We start from the raw sequence: 20,313 nt of genomic DNA on the forward strand, positions 1-20,313 counted from the left end.
TACAACACAACTTATATGCTATACTGATATTAATTTGTGGTATACCCGGTACTCTCCCAATAACTCAAACCAATCCGCAACTCGCCGTAACTAACGTCGTTACCAAAATGCGATTTTGCTACGCCAAAGGATTTGTCCTCTGCTTTTTCGAAATAATCAGCTATTTTTTTCAGTTTCTCCTCTTCCACCAAACGGGTAGCCTCCAGTTCACCCAGTTTTATGTAATGCGCTAAATGGCTCTCAATGGTATTCGCTGAAAGGGCACGTTTTTTTGCAATCTCTTCAATGGATTTCCCTGAATTAAACAATTCGAAACTAAGCAGCTTTGTATCCACCTTTTCCTTCTTTTCCTTTTTGGGTTCCTGAAGCGGGATCTCCCCTTTTTCAATTTTATTTTCGTTACAATAATGCTGAATTATTGCTGCTATCTCGGTACCAAACTGTGTTATTTTTCGAGGCCCCAAACCATTAATCAGTTTTAACGCTGCGGCGTCGGTTGGCAGGTAAGTGACCAATGCATAAAGTACCTTTTGCGAAAAAATCATAAATGGTGGAATCTCCAGCTCGCCGGCTTTTTCTGTTCGGTAATTGCGCAATTGCTCAAACAATTCGGGATTTGGAATATTTTCGAAATCAGTTATTTCTTTGGCCTTTTGCTTCCCTGAAGACTTGCTTTGTTTTACCAGCGTTTTCGCACGCGAATCCATCAGGCGCTTTACATCAAATCCTTCGAGACACGATTCAAATGCAGTCAGTTTCAATTGCGTGTCATCTTTCAAGTCGTTCACGTAGCGTTTCAACTGGCGTTTTATCTCTTTGTTATCAATATCCAGGTCGATCTTTTTAATTCCGTCGGCCAAAATATGCTGCACTTTTTCGCCAAAATAGGCGGCCGCTTTTTTTGTGCGCTCCTGCAAAGCATCATTTTTATACACATCGGGCTGTTGACGTAACAGATCTGTAATCTGCTTATGGAATTTGGCCGCCACAGCAACAATTTCGTTATCGTGACCATTGCGCATTTTTTCAACTTGAGTAATGGTAACTTCCGGGAAACTTCCTTTGTTCTCGTTTACCAACTTTGTTATGTTTCGCAACAAGTTTTCTGATCGGTAAAAGCGAAAAATTTCTGTCAGCTGTTCTTTTTGAAATTCCAGTTTTGCTGTATTTAATTCCGGCTCGCCGGGTTGGTTCTCTTCCACTTCGCGAATAAAACCACTTACTTTCTGATCGTTGATAATACTCTTGCCTGCAATTGGCGATGAAAGCACCATGCCTTCCAAGGTTTTACAACGACTGAGCGCCACATAAACCTGCCCGTGTGCAAACGACGCTTCGGCATCAATAATGGCTTTCTCGAACGTTAGTCCCTGGCTTTTATGAATGGTAATTGCCCACGCAAGTTTTAACGGAATCTGGGTGAACATACCTTCCATTTCTTCGCGAATATCGCCCGATTCTTTATCGATTGAGTATTTATAATTTTCCCAGTTTTGCGGCTCCACTTCAATTTCCTCATCTTCACCCGGGCACAGCACAAAAACACGGTCTTCTTCAATTGACTGCACCTGCCCTATCTTTCCGTTATAAAAACGTTTTTCAGGATTAGAGTCGTTCTTTACAAACATTACCTGGGCCCCAACTTTCAGTTCCAGTTTAAAATCGGTTGGGTATGAATATTCAGGGAACTTACCCTCAACCGAAGCAGTAAACACTTCCTTATTACCGGCTAAAGCACTCAGTTTTGAATCGTTAATGCGCTGCGCACTTACATTATGTGTGCAAAGTGTAATGTAGCCGTCCTCGTCGCCGGGAACAAAACCGGGAATATGCCGCGTATTTAAAAGCTGCCTTGCTTCTTCATCCAGTTTATTCTCGCGCACTTTATTCAGCAGCGAAATAAACTTCTCATCCTGCTGACGGAACACCTCGGTAAGCTCGATACTCACATGCGGAAATTCGCGCAATGCTTTACTACTGAAAAAATAGGGTGTGTCGTATTCGCGGCGCAACAAGCCCCACTCTTCATTTTTTACCACCGGAGCCAGCTGTTGCAAATCGCCAATCATTAAAACCTGCGCACCGCCAAAAGGCTTTCGTTTGTTTTTAAAACGCCGCAGTGTGCGGTCAATCGCATCCAAAACGTCGGCGCGAACCATACTTACCTCATCGATCACCAACAGATCGAGGCTTCGCATAATATTTATCTTTTCTTTGGAAAACCGCTGTTCGCTGCTGAGTTTGCTCTCATTCCCCACCTGCGGGGCAAAAGACAATTGGAAAAAAGAATGAATGGTTACTCCCGCTGCATTTATAGCCGCCACGCCCGTTGGTGCCACCACAACCATGCGTTTGGGCGAGCGTTCTTTCAGGCTTCTCAGGAAGGTGGTTTTACCAGTTCCGGCCTTTCCCGTCAGGAATATATTCTGCCCGGTGTATTGTACAAAATCAAAAGCTAACTGGAGTTGTTTGTTGGTCTTCATTTTTATTCAAGTAAAATTCGAAAATCCGGTTTGTCTATGTTTGAAGATTAAATATAAGCAGAATTTATTTATTGGGCTGCAACACCAATTCATCATATTCATCACTGCTGACAACAGCCTCAATTACAAGCGGACCATCGGCAGCAAATGCTTTTGCCAATGCGCTTTCGTATTCTTTGCGGTTTGTTACACGAACTACCGGAACTCCAAAATAATGATTGGTTGGTTCTTCGCTCAAGACATTTAAATCCGTTCCGTAACCACTATGGAAATTCTTTTTGCTTTGCTTTATACTTATTAGTGACAAACTATTGTCGTAAATCACCACAAAAACGATGTTGAGCTTAAGACGTTTTGCCGTTGCCAGTTCTCCGGCCATCATCAGGAAACCGCCATCGCCCATTAATGCCACAACAGGAAGATCAGGATTACAAAGTTTGGCCGCCAAAGCTGCGGGAATAGCAAATCCCATACTCGACCAACCATTTGTCATCAACAATTTGTCGGGTTTGGGAGTACGCCACTGTTGCCCAACCAGGTGCAAATGAGCGCCAACATCAACCGCTAGTATTCCCTCGTCCGGCAGAACTTTTCGCAATTCATCAAGCAAAGTCAGCGGCACAAAACTACCAGACTTGGGTGTTAACTTTTTGAAGATTTGTTGTTTATTCTCCTGCAGAAACTGAAGGTCCCAAACTTTTCGGTTGACATCCAGCTTAAGCATTTCACTTAAGGCAACTTCCAGTGTTCCAATAACATTAGACACTTCCGGAATTTGCCCGCTTGCCACATTGGCTTCTTGCTGATCGATATGAATTAACGGAACAGAAGGCATCCAGTCTTCGTAATTAAACTCCACCGGATCGTAACCAATGCCGATAACCAGATCGGCTTGCGAATATACTTTTGCAACCTGGTTTGATAAGGCATGAAAAAGCACTCCGGCATACAATGGATGATTTTCGGGGAACAAACCTTTTGCCATTGGAGTAAGTACCACCGGTACCTGAAACTTTTCGGCCAGTGCAATAAGTTGCTCGCTTACCTGCGCATGTACTGCCGATAATCCAACGGCTAAAACAGGCTTTTTACATTTTTGAATGAGCTTTTCAACTTTGGCAATTTGATCGGCAACCAATGGCGACCAACGTTTCTTTTCCAAACGCAGGTAATCCACATCTGCCTTCACTTTCTGCACCGGATTTCTGCCAATTCCGGCTGGTATTCCGATATGAACTGCTCCAGGCTGATCGTCAGTTGCAATTCCTGCTCCCTTTAAAATAATTTCTTCAACATTATTCTCATTCAGACGGGTTGTCCACTTCGTTATTGGGAAAAAAAGTTGCTGATGATTGATGTTCATCTGAACCGTGCGCTTCAATAAATCGTCGGGCATTTCGTCGGTAAAGGCCAGCAGCGGGAAGCGGTCGAGTTGAGCGCCGCCAACTCCTGTGCTCAAATTGGTTGCTCCCGGCCCAAAGGTTGCAAAACAAACGCCCGGCACACCGGTAAGCCGGCCACAAACTCCGGCCATAAAAGCAGCGGTTGCTTCATGCCCCACCAGAATAAAATCGATACCGTCCTCTTTTCGCAAAGCTTCCACATAATCGATCATGTTTCCACTGGGTACTCCAAAAACATAGCGTACCCCAATTTCCTTTAATGTATGAGCAAAAACTTCTGCAACTGTTGACATGCTTCTTGTATTTTATCAAGGCAAAAGTAAAAAGGCAAAAAAACCAGCAAACAAATTAAACTTCCGGACTATAATTTCCTTTGCATTGATATTTGACCAAATATCAGACTAATTTAAAGCCTATTTCGCTAGAATGCAAAAGCAAAAAATTATGGAAAATGAAAGACCTGAATTACGAAATCATTTCCTGAAGCTGGTCCAGGCCGAAATCGGGTTCGGTAATCTCATATTGTGCCTGCGAATAAAATTGCTTACGTTTCTTTAATGTTTCATCAATAAAAGCAACCAGTTCTTCGCGCGATTTTCCTTTAATCAACGGTCGTTCGGTTTTCGACTTCAACAAACGGTCGGCCAGAATAGCCGGGTCGATATTCAGAAATACAGTCTTACCGGTTTTGTTCATCAGGTCGATATTATCAAAAAAACAGGGTGCTCCGCCACCGGTAGCAATTATAACGTCGGTGAATTCGGCAAGTTCTTCCAAAGCTTTGCGTTCCCTTTCACGAAAACCATCTTCGCCGTGGTCGGCAAAAATCTGCGGCACTGTTTTGCAGTTTCTTTCTTCAATGTAATCGTCCATATCGATAAACGGTACGCCCATGTGTTCCGATAAAAGGCGCCCTGTTCGCGACTTCCCGCATCCCATGTATCCAATCAAATATACTCGCATCTTTTTCTTCTGTTACTGGCTAAAACAAAGAGCCTTGTCCGTCATCTTCCTTTTTGGGTCGGGTTACCTCAAACGGAATATCATCAACATCCTCTTTTTTCTCTGCCTTGCTATCCTGTTCTTTTTCCGGTTCGTCCTCTTCCTCTTCATGATGATCGTAATCATCTTTTATCACCGGCTCAATTTCTTTAATATTATCCACCTCGTAATTACTGAGTCGCTTACCTTTCGCCTTCCACGATTTTACGCCGATAAACTCGGCCACCTCGATAATCTCATTTTCACGCTCGGCATTCTTTCCTCCAAACGTAAGCTCCAAACGCGGATAATGCACCCAGGTTAAACTAATCAGTTTATTATCGTTATTGTCGCCAATAAAACGTATCAGTTTTCCTTCCGGTTCATCAATTTCAAAACGTTTTACATAGTAATATTTCTGGTCGGCATCGTAATAAACTGCCGACAAAATTTTCCGTTGATCAAATTTCTCGATAACCAGAATATCTTGCTGGAAGTGGTTGCTCAAATCGTAATTATACAACTGGAACTCGCCATTTTTGTAGATGACCAGTATTTTGTCTTCGCCCGAAAATTCGCCTAAGAAAGTTCCCCGGTTATCGGCATTCAGGCGCAATACATCAGGATCGAACCAGATTTTGCGACCGCCAAGCGTAGAAACTCCTCTTTCTTTAAGGGTAATTTTATGAATATCGTTTTTACTTAAGATATTCCCCATCGACTGACGGCCTTTGATGGCCAATTCGCCCAGATCTTCTTCAAAAACAAGCTTTTTAATTCGTGGCTTTGGCTTCAAAACAATACGTAAAATTTCTGCTTCGCCATTCGGGTTGGCCGAGAAATAAACCACACGCGAGCCCTTGGTTTCTTTTGTCAGATTGTACTCTTTGTCGCGGGTTACGCCCGTAACAAAAAAGCGTTTCATATAGAAATTGCCCGATTCGCCGTCTTTATACACCACGTTGTAAATGGTGCGTTTATCGTTTTTCTTAAAAACTGCCAGGTGCAAAATATTTTTACCGATAAAAGCTTTATCCGAAACTTTTGTGATAAAATACGATCCATCGCGGCGGAAAACAATTATGTCGTCGATATCCGAACAGTCGCAAACAAATTCTTCTTTCCGAAGCGATGTTCCCATAAATCCTTCCTTCCGGTCGACATACAGTTTTTCGTTTTTCACCACCACTTTCGCAGCTACAATATTTTCAAAACTTCGGATTTCTGTTTTACGTTCCTTGCCTTTACCGTATTTCCTTTTCAGGTGTTTAAACCACTCAATGGTATAGTCAATAATATTTTCGATGTTCTTTTCAACCTCTGCAATTTCGTCTTCTATCGATTTTAGCAAGTCGTTGGCTTTATCCTTGTTAAATTTCAGGATTCGTGCCATTCGAATTTCCATCAGTTTAAGAATATCTTCGCGGGTAATTTCGCGCTTCAGTTTGGGTTTCCATGGCTCCAAACGGTGGTCGATATGCGCTACCGCCTGATCCATGTTTTCCGAATCTTCAAACTTTTTATCCTTATAGATTCGTTCTTCGATAAATATTTTCTCCAGCGAAGAAAAATGCCACTGCTCTTCCAGTTCCGATTTACGGATTTCCAGTTCGAGTTTCAGTAGGTCTTTTGTTGAATTGGTCGAACGCTTCAGAATTTCGGAAACGCCAATAAAATGCGGCTTATCGTTTTCGATGATACAGGCATTTGGCGACAGGGAAACTTCGCAATCGGTAAATGCATAAAGCGCATCGATGGTTTTATCCGACGAAACACCTGGTGCCAGATGAACAAGAATTTCAACATGCTCGGCCGTGTTATCATCAATCTTTTTTACCTTAATTTTTCCTTTGTCGTTGGCCTTAATAATCGACTCAATCAGCGTAGTGGTTGTTTTTCCGTATGGGACCTCGGTTATCACCAGGGTTTTATTGTCGCGCTTTTCAATTTTTGCACGAACTTTTACCGAACCACCGCGCAAACCATCGTTGTATTTGCTAAAATCGGCCGATCCTCCGGTTGGGAAGTCGGGGTACAATTCAAAATCCTTTCCCCGAAGGTAATTTATTGAGGCATCAATAAGCTCGATAAAGTTATGCGGAAACAATTTTGACGCCAAACCAACAGCAATACCGTCAACTCCCTGCGCCAAAAGCAGCGGGAATTTTACCGGAAGTGTTACCGGTTCCTTTTTACGGCCATCGTATGAGAGTTTCCATTCGGTAGTTTTCGGGTTAAAAAGCACCTCCAAAGCAAACTTGGTCAGTCGGGCCTCAATGTAACGAGGTGCTGCTGCTCCGTCGCCGGTGAGAATATTCCCCCAGTTTCCCTGCGAATCGATCAGTAGTTCCTTCTGCCCGATCTGCACAATAGCATCGCCGATAGAGGCGTCGCCGTGCGGGTGATATTGCATGGTTTGCCCGATAATGTTGGCCACTTTATTGTAGCGTCCGTCGTCCATTTCGCGCATGGCATGCATAATACGCCGCTGTACCGGTTTTAGTCCATCGTTAATGTACGGAACCGCCCGCTCGAGTATTACGTACGAGGCATAATCCAAAAACCAGTCGCGGTACATACCCGAGAGATAGATTACTTCATCTTTTACACTATCGTCCTGAATTTCTTCCTGATTTAAATTCTCTTCTGACATTCTATTCTTTGAAATTTACCGTGCTTCCTATTTGAAGATCTTCCAATTACATTACTTCGTCTTTTTCAACATACAGGTTTTCGATGATGAATTCCTGTCTTTCGGGGGTGTTTTTACCCATGTAGTAGGATAACATTTCTGCCACCGATTCGTGCTTTTTCATTTGCACCGGATCGAGACGAATATCCTTACCAATGAAATGTTTAAACTCGTCGGGCGATATTTCGCCCAATCCTTTAAATCGGGTTATTTCGGGTTTGCCACGTAATTTGTTTATGGCTTTTATCTTTTCTTCTTCTGAATAACAATAGTACGTTTTTTGTTTGTTGCGCACCCTGAACAGTGGCGTTTGCAAAATATAAACATGGCCCTTCTTAATCAACTCGGGGAAAAACTGCAGAAAGAAAGTGATAAGCAGCAACCGAATGTGCATTCCGTCAACGTCGGCATCAGTAGCAATAATTACCTTGTTGTAACGCAGGTCTTCCATGCTTTCTTCAATATTCAACGCCGCCTGCAAGAGGTTGAATTCCTCGTTTTCGTAAACCACTTTTTTGGTGAGGCCAAAGGTGTTCAGCGGTTTTCCTTTCAAACTAAAAACGGCCTGAGTATTTACATCGCGCGATTTGGTGATCGATCCACTTGCCGAGTCTCCCTCGGTGATAAAGATGCTCGATTCTTCTTTCCGGTCACTTTTTTCGTTGAAATGAATACGGCAGTCGCGCAATTTTTTGTTATGCAGATTGGCTTTTTTGGCACGTTGCCGGGCCAGTTTTTTCACTCCTGAAATGGCTTTTCTTTCGCGCTCCGACTCCACAATTCGTCTCAGCAGCACTTCTGCCACTTCATGGTTTTTATGCAGGAAATTATCCAGCTCGGTTTGCAGGAAATTACCAACGTGTGCGCGCACCGACGGCCCATCGGGGCCAATATCTCTTGATCCGAGTTTGGTTTTGGTTTGCGACTCAAATACAGGCTCTTCTACTTTAATGCTAACAGCCGCCACAATCGATGCCCGTATATCCGACGGGTCGAAATCCTTCTTATAAAAGTCCCTGATCGTTTTCACTAAAACTTCGCGAAAAGCCTGTAAGTGAGTCCCTCCCTGGGTGGTGTGCTGACCGTTAACAAACGAATAATAATCCTCCCCGTATTGATTACCATGTGTTATGGCAACTTCAATATCTTCGCCTCTGAGATGTATAATTGGGTAAATTGGGTCGTGATCCATATTTTCCTCGAGCAAATCACGCAATCCGTTGCGCGAGTAAAATTTTTCGCCGTTGTACTCAATGGTTAAGCCAGCATTCAGGAAGGTGTAGTTTTTCATCATATTCACGATATAATCGTTCATATAACGATACTTTTTAAACACTTCCACATCGGGGACAAACCTCACCTCTGTTCCATTTTCCTCGTCGAGATTTTGATAATCTTTCTCGCCGGTTTTAACCCCCTGGCTAAAATATACTTCTTTAGCCACGCCTTCGCGCACTGCTTTTATAGTAAAATCGGACGAAAGGGCATTTACGGCTTTTATACCAACACCGTTCAATCCCACCGATTTTTTGAAAACCTTATTATCGTATTTTGCGCCGGTATTCATTTTGCTGACCACATCCACCAGTTTTCCCAGTGGAATACCACGGCCATAATCGCGGATGGTAACCAAATCCTGATCGACATTTACAAGGATCTTTTTACCATGCCCCATCATAAATTCGTCGACAGAGTTATCCATCACCTCTTTCAACAAAACATAAATACCATCGTCGGCAGAAGTTCCGTCTCCGAGTTTACCAATATACATACCCGGACGTCGCCGGATGTGCTCCTGCCAATCTAATGTTTTAATTGCACCTTCGTCGTAGTTTGCGCTCATACCTCAATCTCCAGAATCAACTTTCGAAATTTATATGAACCCTGTGTTTTCAACGGTTTTGTGCTTACGGGACTTGGTTTTTAATTTAAGAAACACAGAATTCACCCAATTGTCACAAATATAATCAAATCATCCACTTTGCAAGGGGTTTCGCGCCTGCAATAACTAACAATCACCCGTTGAAAAAGTGTGGATAAAATTAGGGATACGAGCGGGCGAAGAACCGCAACTCTTTCTATTCTAACCTACGGATTCGCAAAACATTTTTAGGTGTTCGCAACACCGACTTCCGGCCACCAAACACCAGGCTATACCGATTAAATATCGAAATGAGCCTTTGGTTCGCTTACTCCCAAAGCCTCTTTCGTTTATTATCGGCATTAACTCCCGAATCAAGTTCGGGACAGGCTATTGCAATTTCACTGTTTCGCTTAAGGCTCACGTTGAAACGCAATTGGTATTATTTATTGACAGACAAAAGATTTAAGTCTAATTCAGCGTAAAATGCCGCGTATTTACTCTCCCTGATATCAATATCTATAGCTCGCACCATTCTATTGATACCTCGCAAGGCAATTTTAGCTGTAGGGGAGAATAAGATACAAGACAAAAAAAAGGAATATCGGGACCATCCTGAAAATTCAGGTAGAAGCAAAAAATATCTCAATCCAGAAGTTTCAGTATTGAATTTAACAATCAATCATAAGCAAAATACTTTTGCCTTATCAGCCTGATTCGTCTTTGCTTTAAGGCAAAGATGAAGGCCGTCGGCAGACAAGAAATACCAGTCAATTTATAAATTTGCCCAAAGGATTTCACGGGTGATCCATATCGGGTAATTTTCGGGGAACAATTAAATAATCCCCATTTTTTTCATCAGGAAAGTGGCATTCATGGTTTGGGTAACACCATCAGATAGTTTGTAGTCAAAAATCAGTTCGTTGTTTTCGATCCAGATTTCGAAACATTTATTGAAAACGTGTTGCGGAAGTTCGTTTTCCATTTCACTCAGTTTTAAATCGTGCGTGGCAATCATTGCCGCACATGGCTGTTGCGCCAGCTTTCGCACCAACTCTTTCGAGCCGTTAAGTTTATCAACCGAATTGGTTCCTTTCAGCATTTCGTCGAGGATTACAAAGATCTGCTCGCCAGCCGCCAAACGATCGAGCACAGCTTTTATCCGTTTTAACTCGGCAAAGAAATACGATTCATCTTTTAACAACGAGTCGGTTGTACGCATATTGGTATACAAATCAACCGGCCTTACTTTCATTGATGTGGCACAAACCGGCGCGCCAATTCCGGCTAACAAAATATTTGTACCCACGGTGCGCAGGAAGGTACTTTTACCTGCCATATTCGCCCCGGTAACGATCATTATTTTCGACCAGCCCTCGATTTCAATGTCATTATTTACCCGCTTGTCTTTCTTCAGCAAGGGATGGCCCAATTCGGTAGCACATAACGAAAAATCCTGATCTGTGATTTCCGGATATACAAAATCGCTGTGATTATTGGCATAATTTGCCAGGCTGATTAAAGCATCCAGTTGGGCGATAATTTCGAGCCACTCGGCCAGCCGTCCGTGATTTTTATTGTGCCACACCCAGAGTTTGTATACACAACGAATATCCCAGATAAAAAGTCCGTTCAACACCACGCCAACCAAAATATTCTGCCGGTATTCGAATTCTTTCACCAGGCTTTTTAATTCGCCAAACACTTTCCCGGCCGACGGTTCTGTAACTTTGTTCTTCAAATTGCTGAGATAAGGAGATTGAAACTCTTTCTCTTCAATCTTTCGAAGCAACTGCATGTATTTGGCAAGCAGGTCAGACTTTCGACCAAAAAATCCGAAGTAATAATTCACCGGTTTTGTAAAGGCGAATAATAGCAGAAACTGCACAAACACCATTGTCACCAGGTAAAAACTACTCACCCCCATTATTGATGGAATTGCGGCAAGAACAGTGATTGCCGGAACAATAAGGATCAACCATTTCAACAGCTTTGAATGCTTAAGTCCGAGCTCCATCTCCGACCACAACCGAATTTCGTTATACTGCACTTCGGTTTCCTGAAACAGGTTTCCTTCGGTTAAAAAATCGAGTCGCCACAATGGCATTCCTGCCAATTCTTTAATGGCTTCCTGGCGTTGCTCAATCGCCTCCTTTTCCTTTAATGGCTTTTGCAACCAATCAGCCAGGCGTTGACGCCCTTCAACAGTTGCCGTGCGGTTTAGGTACTGAAACAGCGAACCTTCGCCAAACAAATCCAGATCGTAAGCAAACGAATGCTCCACGTTTAGAAATTGCTCGCCATTTTCAAAATGCAAAAAAGAATGATCCAGGGCCTTTAGCTCGTCTTCCAGCAATTTCGTTTTAACAACAAGGGTTTGCTTTATCTTATCGAGCTGAAGATTTCTTTTGATCAGCCAGAAAAAAAGCACAATTAAGGGAAGCGTGCCATACAGTGCCGTAATTTCCCAGCCAAGAATAATGGGCGGGAGAAATATGCCAACAAAGGCCACAAAACGATACCAGGCAAAACGTTTTACTTTAGCCGATATGCGCTGCAATTCATCGGTGTAAAACAAAAGTCGTTCGTAATAAAGTCTGGCAGGTTCACCCATTTATAAAACCTTATGAAAGTATAGTTGACTAACCACAAGAATAACCGTAAAAACCGACACAAAAAACACTAAAGCCATAGCTCCGAATTGTTTGCGCGACAGCACCGTTTTTTCAATTTTTGGCGAGCGACCAAAGAAGAAATGGTTCTCGACAAACATCATCAGCCGGTACAAGGCCCAACCAATAAACCAACCAATTAGACCTCCGCAAATCAGGTCGAGCGGATAGTGCACACCTACATAGATACGCGAATAACAAAAAACCAGTACCCAAGCCAGGGTTAAAAAATAGTAACTGCGATTTTTGAAAATTCGTGATGTTAACACCAGAATAGCAACCGAATTGGCCGCATGTGCCGATACAAAACCAAACTGTCCACCTTTCCCAAAGAATATGTGAACCAGGTGCGAAATTGCCGGATCGTGTGTTGGACGTAAGCGTTGAACAGAATCTTTTATCACATTCGAGAACTGATCAGTAGCTGTAATTAACAGCGCTATAGCAATTAATATCAATATTGATTTGCTACGGTAATTCTTGAAAATATAAAACAAAATGCTGGCAAAAAACGGAATCCATGTTTCCTGACGTGTTATCAGTATTATCATGGTATCCCAAAATTCATTGTGGATTCCGTTCAGAAATAAAAAAACATCTTTATCCAGCTCCAGTATTGGTTGTAATAACTCCATTAACTATTTAAAATTTCCCAGATTCGGTCTTTTAATTGTTGAATATTAAATCCTGAAACGGCAGAAAAAAACAAGTGCGGAATATCGCCCAGCTCCCTGCTAATTTCCTTCATCAGCTCTTCATCCAGCATATCGGCTTTACTGATGGTTAAAAAGCGCTGTTTGTCGAGCAGTTCAGGGTTATATTTTTCAAGCTCGTTGAGCAAAACTTTATATTCTTTCAGGTGGTCTTTACTGTCGGCCGGCACCATAAAAAGCAACATCGAGTTTCGTTCGATATGCCTCAAAAAACGCAGTCCCAAACCTTTACCTTCGTGTGCGCCTTCAATAATTCCGGGAATATCGGCCATCACAAACGAACGTTGTTCGCGATGCCCCACAATACCCAAATTGGGCACAAGCGTGGTAAACGGATAATCGGCAATTTTTGGCTTTGCTGCCGAAACCACCGACAACAATGTTGATTTTCCGGCACTTGGAAACCCCACCAAACCAACATCGGCCAGCACTTTTAACTCCAGGATTTTCCAGCCTTCTACACCTTCTTCGCCGGGTTGCGCAAAACGAGGTGTTTGATGGGTAGCCGTTTTAAAGTGATCGTTACCCAATCCTCCGCGGCCACCTTGCATCAGAATTTGCTCTTCGCCGTGTTTTGTAATTTCAAACAGGAATTCGCCGGTTTCCACATCGCGGGCAACAGTTCCCAGCGGTACCTCCAGATAAATATCTTCACCATCGGCACCGGTACTTCGTTGCTTCCCGCCCGGTTCGCCATGTCCGGCTTTAATGTGTTTCCGGAATTTCAGATGCAGCAATGTCCACATCTGCTCATTACCCACAAGGATAATATGGCCTCCACGACCACCATCGCCGCCATCGGGGCCACCTTTGGCCACAAATTTCTCTCTGCGCAGATGCGCTGAGCCGGAACCTCCGTTACCCGACTGACAATGAATTCTTACGTAATCAACAAAATTGGTCTCTGCCATCTGATTTTTCCTGTTCGTTATCTGTACAAATATAAAAAAGGTGAGACACCTGTCCTACAACAGGCTTCTCACCCTTATAAGTAGATGTTATAATTTTTCTACAACTTCTTGTAATCTACCTGCAATTTCCTCAATGGTTCCCATTCCGTTAATATCGAAATGTTTTCCCTGTGGTTTGTAGTATTCGATTAGAGGAAGTGTTTTTTCGGTGTAAACCGTGATGCGGTTTTCAATAATCGACTGGTTCTGATCATCGGAACGGCCCGAAACTTTTCCGCGGCTCAACAAACGATCGATCAATTCCTGTTTTTCAACCTGCAGGCAAAGCATACCCGAGATTGGCGTACCATTTTCGTTCAACAAAACATCCAGCGCTTTGGCCTGGTCAACGGTGCGCGGAAATCCGTCGAAAATAAAACCTTTCGCTTCTTTGTTTGCGTCGAGTTTACTTTTAATCATTCCAATCACCACTTCATCAGGAACGAGTTCTCCTTTATCCATGAAGTTTTTGGCTTCAATTCCAAGTGCTGTTCCTGCGGCAATTTCGCTTCGCAGCAAGTCGCCGGTCGACAAGTGGATCAATCCAAATGATTTAATAAGAAATTCGGCCTGGGTTCCTTTTCCTGCCCCCGGTGGGCCAAACAATACGAGATTCAACATAATTTTTGGTTATTTTTTATTTCACTACCGTGTAAATATCGATCAGATTTCTACCGTAGCCGTCGTAGTCAAGTCCGTAACCTACGATAAAATCATTCGGGATCTCTATTCCCACATATTTAAGATCTACTTCTTTCTGAAGCGCATCCGGTTTTAGCAACAAGGTTGCCACCTGCACTTCTTTTGGTTTCATTTGCTCCAATTGCTCCAAAATGTTGTTGATGGTAATTCCGGTATCAACAATATCCTCCAAAACAACTACGGTTCGTCCTTCAATTTTTTCATTTAACCCAATCAGTTGTTTTACTTTTCCGGTTGTTGAATCGCCCTGATACGAAGCCAGTTTTACAAACGAAATCTCCGACTCAACAAAGTCGATCCGCTTATAAATTTCGGCGGCAAACATAAACGATCCGTTTAAGATGCATAAAAAAAGCGGGTCTTTGCCGGCCAATTCTTTATTCATTGTGTCAGCCATTTGCTCAACAACTGAACGAATCTTCTCATATGGAATAAATAACTCAAATTCTTTATCCAGGATTTTAACCTTCTTCATATGTGGATTTGATTTTTATTAATTGCTAATTTGCTGTATTTTCGTGCTGAAAATAAAAAGATACAAAGTAACAAATAAATTATAAAACATGACTCCAAAAGTTAGCATTATTATGGGCAGCACATCGGATTTAACGGTGATGGAAAAAGCTGCCAAATTGTTTGATGAGTTTGAAATTCCTTTCGAGATCAATGCTTTGTCGGCACATCGCACTCCGGAAGAAGTAGAACGCTTTGCCAAAGGAGCCAAAGACCGTGGTATTAAAGTTATAATTGCGGGTGCCGGAATGGCGGCTCACCTGCCAGGCGTAATTGCAGCAATGACTCCGATTCCTGTAATTGGTGTTCCGATTAACGCCAGCTTATCAGGGTTTGATTCTATTCTTGCTATTTTGCAAATGCCTCCGGGGATTCCGGTAGCAACTGTTGCTGTTAACGGAGCTATGAATGCGGCTATTTTAGCCACACAAATGATGGCCACCGGCGATGAAGAACTGATGAACAAACTGGTTGAGTACAAAGAGAACCTGAAGGAGAAAATTGTAAAGGCCAACCAGGAACTTTCGGAGGTAAAGTACAGATTTAAAACTAATTAATTGTAGTTTACAATATTTTACTTAATTTTAAAGAGGTATTTTAATACCTCTTTTTTTATGCAAAAACCCTTTTACATACTGCTGGTATATTTTACCATAATTGCTTTAACAGCCTCCCCGCAAAACTACACAGGAGGAGCACGTTCGGCTGCTCTTTCAGATGCTTTTATTTCTGTTTCCGACACCTGGAGCACCTTCCACAACCAGGCCACTTTAGCACAATTAAACCGGTTTTCTGCCGGTGTATATTACGAATCGAAATACGGAATTGATGAATTTGCACTGGCAGCCACGAGTGTGGTTTTGCCAACCGGTGCCGGAACTTTTGGTTTAAGTTTTTACCAGTTTGGAAAAGGAACATTTAAGGAACATAAAATTGGTTTTGCCTATGCCAAACAACTATCCGAACGTTTTAACGCTGCCGTACAATTCGACTACCTTGCACAACGTATGCCCGAAAATGCGGATGCCTTTTCGTTTGTTACGTTTGAGATTGGAGCAACCTATCAACTTACAGAACAAATAACCCTGGGCGCCCACACTTACAACCCGGTAAAAAACGGCTTCAATTACCCGGAAGAAAAAACCAAACTTCCGGCAGCTTATCGTCTCGGTGCTCATTATGCTTTTGCCGAACATGTGCTGGTGAGTCTGGAAACACAAAAAGAATCAGACCACGATGTTGTGGTAAGAAGCGGACTGGAATTTATGCCACTTGAGAATCTGGCCTTACGTTTTGGAATTTCAGGCAGGCCGGTTCAATATACTGCCGGGCTGGGCTACAGTTTCAAAAATATCAGCACCGACATCGCATTCAGCTACCACGGGAATTTAGGATTTACACCATCAGTTTCCATTCAATACAACATCAAATGAGAAAACTGATCCGACATATCCTATTCATCCTGTTTCAGCTGTTCATTTTGGCGGCATCTGCACAAAACGAGTCGTCGGATCAATTGATTGAATCGATACTGGAATCGCATCTCGATAAAATTGAAGAAGGTACGGATGTGGCACTGATCATTCAGGACCTCGAATATTTTTTGGAACATCCTGTAAATATCAACTCAACAAGTGCCACCGAACTGGCAAAGCTTTATTTGTTGAATGAAATACAAATTCAGAAATTACTGGAATACATTCCCACTTACGGGCCGGTATACTCCATCTTCGAACTCAAAACCATTGACGGATTTACGCCCAACCTACTGCAAAAACTACAATATTTCATTGAGTTTGGCCCCGAAGAGCAGCAACCGCAAACTTTAAAAGAACAGTTAAAATACGCCGACAATCAATTATTACTGCGTACACTTGGAAATCTGCAAAAAGCTCGCGGTTACAAAGAAAAAGACGATGGCACCATTCCGTACGAAGGCAACCGGTTTCGCTACTACACGCGTTATAATTTCAGGGCCGGCGACAAACTTTCTGTCGGGTTAACCGCCGAGAAAGATCCGGGTGAAGCCTTTTTTACCGGCTCCAACAAAAGTGGGTTCGATTATTACTCGGGGCATATTAGCTTTAAACTGAATAATACTTTTGAAAATATTTCTCTTGGCGATTACCTTGTACGATCCGGGCAAGGTCTTGTGCTTTGGCAAGGATACACCACCGGTAAATCAGAGAATGTTTTGGGAATCGCTAAAACCGGTCAGGGCGTTCGGGCTTACACTTCGGTAGATGAGAATTTCTATTTCAGAGGAGCGGCGGGAACGGTAAAATTAGGCAACTCGCGATTAAGTCTTTTCTACTCGCACAAAAATGCCGACGGAAATTTGGAATACAATGATTCTGTTGCAACTCATTTCACCAGCCTCCAAACATCAGGCTACCATCGCACAGAAAGCGAAATTGCCGATGAAAAAACCGTAAAGTTCACCAATGCAGGTGGTGTTTTCACCCATCGTTTTAATCACCTGAAACTGGGAGCAACTGTAGTTTTCCAGCAATTCGACAAACCGTTTATTCGCAGCGACCAGCTTTATAACCAATTCCGATTTAGTGGTACAAACAATTACACCGCCGGTGCCGATTACCTTTTCAGCAAAACAACTATACGCTGTTTGGCGAGGCAGCCATCTCTAAATCAAAAGGCAAAGCGGTAACACAAGGAACGATCGTTCATGTAAACGATCAATTGGGATTTTCGGCCTTGTTTCGTCATTTCGATAAAGACTACCATGCCTTTTGGGCCAACACCATGGCCGAAGGCAGCAACATCAGCAACGAGTCGGGGCTTTATGTTGGAGTACGGTTTTTACCGGCAAAGTTTGTAACACTTTCTGCTTATTCCGATGTGTACCAATCAGAGTGGTTTAACTATTCCACTGCCGGCCCGGCACGTTCGTGGGATATTTTTACACAGGCCAATTTTCAGATCAGCGAAAAACTCAGTGCCTACCTGCGTTTTAAAAACGAGGAGAAGGATCAAAAATTCAAAAACGAAAATCGTTATATCAATCTTCCGGAACGCGTTCAAAAATTGCGTTTTCATATTCAGTTTCAGGCTTCGGAAACAATCTTGCTAAAAACACGCGCCGAGCATGTTTACTACAAAGGCGAGGAAAGTGAAAACGGGTTTATGCTTTTTCAGGATATTCAATTTAAGCCCAAGGAATTTCCGCTGAATCTTGCGGCGCGACTGGCCTGGTTTCATACCGAAAGTTACAACAGCCGCATTTACGCTTATGAGAATGATATTTTATATGCTTTTTCAATTCCGGCCTATTATGGAGAAGGATTCAGAACTTATCTCAACATAAAATACCAGCCGGCAAAAAAAATCGAGTGCTGGTTAAAACTGGCAAATACCTGGTGGACCGACCGTGAAACCATCAGTTCGGGCTACAACGAGATAGCCGGACAGCATAAAACAGAGCTAAAATTTCAGTTAAGGTTGAAATTTTGATTTTGAATACCTTACTTTGTCAGGTTAAAATTTAAATAATGCGAGACATTGATTTTGATGATATTCGCCCCTACACCGACAAAGAAGTTAAAGCTAAGATCAGAAAATTAGTTAAGGATAAAACCTTCGACGATGTTCTGCATCACTTGTTTAAAAACCGGCCAAAGGTTGAAATGGTAAAATTTCAGTTGCGCCGGGTAAGCAGTATCAAACAGTTGCAAGGCGTATTTATTTACGACCTTTTGCATTGGCTGGTTGACAAAACTTCCGACGGATTAAAAGTTACCGGAATTGACAAGTTGGACAAAACCAAACCGTACCTGTTTATTTCGAACCACCGCGATATTATCCTGGATGCCGCATTATTGAACTTCCTTATTTTCGAGCACGGCATGAACACCACGCAGATTGCTATTGGCGACAACCTGTTGCAATATGAGTGGATAGAACATACCGTTAAGCTGAACCGTTCGTTTGTAATCAGGCGAAATTTGCCACCACGCGAACTGATGATGGCCTCGAAAAAGGTTTCGCATTTTATTCGCAAATCAATTACCGAAGACAAACTTTCGGTATGGATTGCACAACGCGAAGGCCGCACAAAAGACGGCAACGACAAAACACAGGAAAGTGTTTTAAAGATGCTGAACATGAGCAACAAAGGGGGTATTTCGGATGGATTTAATGAACTGAATATTGTTCCGGTATCCATTTCGTACGAGATTGAGCCTTGTGGTTTGCCCAAACTTCGTGAACTGATAAAAAAAGAACATTACGGCCGGGCAAAACAGAGCAAAGACGATTTGAAAGCTATGTCGATGGGAATGTTTGCTCCAAAAGGAAGAATGCGTTTTGCTTTTGGAACACCGATTGAAACCCACTTTGAACTGGCGAAAAACAACGAACAACGCAACGACTATATCCGTCGTCTGGCAGAAATGATCGACGACCAGATTTACAAAAACTACAAACTGTGGCCAAGCAATTTTGTGGCTTACGATATGTTGATGCAGGAGCACCGCTTTAAAGACCGTTACACCGCCGAAGAGCAAAAGAAATTCGAGATTATGGTGGAGCAGGCCATGGTGCACATCGATTTCCCGATAACCGATATCCAGGAACGTTTTCTGAAACTGTATGCCTACCCGGTAATTAACAAATTCGACAGGCCTAAAAAGTAATGGTATAACATGCAAACGATTATCTGGGACTGGAACGGTACACTTTTAAACGATCTTGATTTTTGCATTTCAACCATAAATGTGCTGCTGAAAAAACGGCAACTCAATCTGCTTGATCATTATTCGTACAAAGAGGTATTCTCGTTTCCGGTAAAAGATTGTTACGAATCCATCGGTTTTGATTTTTCAAAAGAGGATTTCTCCGTTTCGGCACAGGAATATATGGACATTTACAACGCCGGAGTTTCCAACTGCAAATTACATTCCGGCGTTATCGAAGTACTGGAGCATTTTAAAAATATGGGCTATCGGCAATTTGTGCTTTCGGCCATGCAGGAAGATATGTTGGTGCATACCTTAAAACACCAGAATATTTTTGATTATTTTGAAGGAATAGCCGGGCTGAATGATCATTATGCGGCTTCGAAGATTGAACGCGGAAAACAATTTATCAGCGAATTGAATATCGACAAAGCACAGGCAACCATTATTGGTGATACCAACCACGATTTTGAGGTAGCACAACAACTGGAGGTTGATTGTATTTTGGTAGCCGACGGACACCAGTCAAAAGAGCGCTTAGAAGCAACCGGCGCCAAAGTAATTGACGAATTGCAGCAGTTGATAACGCTTCCGCTTTAATCCAGAAACTCGCGTTTTTTTTGATAAACTCCAGCAAGGTAAACTAGCG

At 42.6% G+C, this 20,313-nt stretch carries 16 protein-coding genes; 6 read left to right on the forward strand and 10 right to left on the reverse strand.

The window, feature by feature from the left end:
• Positions 1-29: 29 nt before the first annotated feature.
• From LH29_RS22340 to hpt, 10 genes are all read right to left on the reverse strand, one after another.
• Positions 30-2,483: a helix-turn-helix domain-containing protein gene (locus LH29_RS22340; protein WP_045033551.1), complete on the reverse strand. Its 2,454-nt coding sequence runs from the start codon at positions 2,481-2,483 to the stop codon at positions 30-32.
• A 64-nt stretch (positions 2,484-2,547) separates the two neighbouring features.
• Positions 2,548-4,179: a thiamine pyrophosphate-binding protein gene (locus LH29_RS22345; RefSeq protein WP_045033552.1), complete on the reverse strand. Its 1,632-nt coding sequence runs from the start codon at positions 4,177-4,179 to the stop codon at positions 2,548-2,550.
• Positions 4,180-4,351: 172 nt separating this feature from the next.
• A complete protein-coding gene (locus tag LH29_RS22350) occupies positions 4,352-4,849 on the reverse strand; it encodes a shikimate kinase (protein WP_045033553.1) in 498 nt (165 codons plus the stop codon).
• Positions 4,850-4,868: 19 nt separating this feature from the next.
• On the reverse strand, positions 4,869-7,520 hold the full coding sequence (locus LH29_RS22355; protein WP_045033554.1) for a DNA gyrase/topoisomerase IV subunit A: 2,652 nt from the start codon (positions 7,518-7,520) through the stop codon (positions 4,869-4,871).
• Between the two features lie 46 nt (positions 7,521-7,566).
• Positions 7,567-9,402, reverse strand: coding sequence for a DNA topoisomerase IV subunit B (locus LH29_RS22360; RefSeq protein WP_045033555.1), 1,836 nt, complete (start codon positions 9,400-9,402; stop codon positions 7,567-7,569).
• 853 nt (positions 9,403-10,255) lie between these two features.
• Positions 10,256-12,034 (reverse strand): MutS-related protein, encoded by a 1,779-nt coding sequence (locus LH29_RS22365; protein ID WP_045033556.1) that lies wholly within the window; start codon positions 12,032-12,034, stop codon positions 10,256-10,258.
• A complete protein-coding gene (locus LH29_RS22370; protein ID WP_052671181.1) occupies positions 12,035-12,727 on the reverse strand; it encodes a phosphatase PAP2 family protein in 693 nt (230 codons plus the stop codon).
• On the reverse strand, positions 12,727-13,716 hold the full coding sequence (obgE, locus tag LH29_RS22375; RefSeq protein ID WP_045033557.1) for a GTPase ObgE: 990 nt from the start codon (positions 13,714-13,716) through the stop codon (positions 12,727-12,729). The genes LH29_RS22370 and obgE overlap by 1 nt, the downstream gene beginning before the upstream one ends.
• Before the next feature lie 87 nt (positions 13,717-13,803).
• A complete protein-coding gene (locus tag LH29_RS22380) occupies positions 13,804-14,376 on the reverse strand; it encodes an adenylate kinase (protein WP_045033558.1) in 573 nt (190 codons plus the stop codon).
• 16 nt (positions 14,377-14,392) lie between these two features.
• Positions 14,393-14,932: a hypoxanthine phosphoribosyltransferase gene (gene hpt / locus LH29_RS22385; protein ID WP_045033559.1), complete on the reverse strand. Its 540-nt coding sequence runs from the start codon at positions 14,930-14,932 to the stop codon at positions 14,393-14,395.
• Between the two features lie 88 nt (positions 14,933-15,020).
• On the opposite strand from hpt, the gene purE reads away from it, so the two are divergent.
• Genes purE through LH29_RS22415 form a run of 6 tightly spaced genes read left to right on the forward strand, consistent with a single transcriptional unit; the run spans position 15,021 to position 20,264 of the window.
• Positions 15,021-15,527, forward strand: coding sequence for a 5-(carboxyamino)imidazole ribonucleotide mutase (gene purE, locus LH29_RS22390; RefSeq protein ID WP_045033560.1), 507 nt, complete (start codon positions 15,021-15,023; stop codon positions 15,525-15,527).
• 57 nt (positions 15,528-15,584) lie between these two features.
• The gene (locus tag LH29_RS22395) at positions 15,585-16,403 is read left to right on the forward strand and encodes a PorV/PorQ family protein (RefSeq protein WP_045033561.1); all 819 of its coding nucleotides are present in this window, start codon (positions 15,585-15,587) and stop codon (positions 16,401-16,403) included.
• A complete protein-coding gene (locus LH29_RS22400) occupies positions 16,400-17,638 on the forward strand; it encodes a helix-hairpin-helix domain-containing protein (RefSeq protein ID WP_045033562.1) in 1,239 nt (412 codons plus the stop codon). Before LH29_RS22395 ends, LH29_RS22400 begins: the two co-directional genes overlap by 4 nt.
• Positions 17,639-17,670: 32 nt before the next feature.
• Positions 17,671-18,441: a hypothetical protein gene (locus LH29_RS22405; RefSeq protein ID WP_157493803.1), complete on the forward strand. Its 771-nt coding sequence runs from the start codon at positions 17,671-17,673 to the stop codon at positions 18,439-18,441.
• A 38-nt stretch (positions 18,442-18,479) separates the two neighbouring features.
• A complete protein-coding gene (locus tag LH29_RS22410) occupies positions 18,480-19,622 on the forward strand; it encodes a 1-acyl-sn-glycerol-3-phosphate acyltransferase (protein WP_052671182.1) in 1,143 nt (380 codons plus the stop codon).
• Between the two features lie 9 nt (positions 19,623-19,631).
• Positions 19,632-20,264, forward strand: coding sequence for an HAD family hydrolase (locus LH29_RS22415; RefSeq protein ID WP_045033565.1), 633 nt, complete (start codon positions 19,632-19,634; stop codon positions 20,262-20,264).
• Positions 20,265-20,313 lie beyond the last annotated feature (49 nt).

It is taken from the genome of Draconibacterium sediminis, assembly GCF_000949475.1.
Classification (GTDB): Bacteria; Bacteroidota; Bacteroidia; order Bacteroidales; family Prolixibacteraceae; genus Draconibacterium; species Draconibacterium sediminis.

Excerpts from the sequence above, each read along its gene's own strand:
- LH29_RS22340 (WP_045033551.1), bottom strand. The coding sequence starts at position 2,483 with ATGAAGACCAACAAACAACTCCAGTTAGCTTTTGATTTTGTACAATAC.
- LH29_RS22345 (WP_045033552.1), bottom strand. The coding sequence starts at position 4,179 with ATGTCAACAGTTGCAGAAGTTTTTGCTCATACATTAAAGGAAATTGGG.
- LH29_RS22350 (WP_045033553.1), bottom strand. The coding sequence starts at position 4,849 with ATGCGAGTATATTTGATTGGATACATGGGATGCGGGAAGTCGCGAACA.
- LH29_RS22355 (WP_045033554.1), bottom strand. The coding sequence starts at position 7,520 with ATGTCAGAAGAGAATTTAAATCAGGAAGAAATTCAGGACGATAGTGTA.
- LH29_RS22360 (WP_045033555.1), bottom strand. The coding sequence starts at position 9,402 with ATGAGCGCAAACTACGACGAAGGTGCAATTAAAACATTAGATTGGCAG.
- LH29_RS22365 (WP_045033556.1), bottom strand. The coding sequence starts at position 12,034 with ATGGGTGAACCTGCCAGACTTTATTACGAACGACTTTTGTTTTACACC.
- LH29_RS22370 (WP_052671181.1), bottom strand. The coding sequence starts at position 12,727 with ATGGAGTTATTACAACCAATACTGGAGCTGGATAAAGATGTTTTTTTA.
- obgE (WP_045033557.1), bottom strand. The coding sequence starts at position 13,716 with ATGGCAGAGACCAATTTTGTTGATTACGTAAGAATTCATTGTCAGTCG.
- LH29_RS22380 (WP_045033558.1), bottom strand. The coding sequence starts at position 14,376 with ATGTTGAATCTCGTATTGTTTGGCCCACCGGGGGCAGGAAAAGGAACC.
- hpt (WP_045033559.1), bottom strand. The coding sequence starts at position 14,932 with ATGAAGAAGGTTAAAATCCTGGATAAAGAATTTGAGTTATTTATTCCA.
- purE (WP_045033560.1), top strand. The coding sequence starts at position 15,021 with ATGACTCCAAAAGTTAGCATTATTATGGGCAGCACATCGGATTTAACG.
- LH29_RS22395 (WP_045033561.1), top strand. The coding sequence starts at position 15,585 with ATGCAAAAACCCTTTTACATACTGCTGGTATATTTTACCATAATTGCT.
- LH29_RS22400 (WP_045033562.1), top strand. The coding sequence starts at position 16,400 with ATGAGAAAACTGATCCGACATATCCTATTCATCCTGTTTCAGCTGTTC.
- LH29_RS22410 (WP_052671182.1), top strand. The coding sequence starts at position 18,480 with ATGCGAGACATTGATTTTGATGATATTCGCCCCTACACCGACAAAGAA.
- LH29_RS22415 (WP_045033565.1), top strand. The coding sequence starts at position 19,632 with ATGCAAACGATTATCTGGGACTGGAACGGTACACTTTTAAACGATCTT.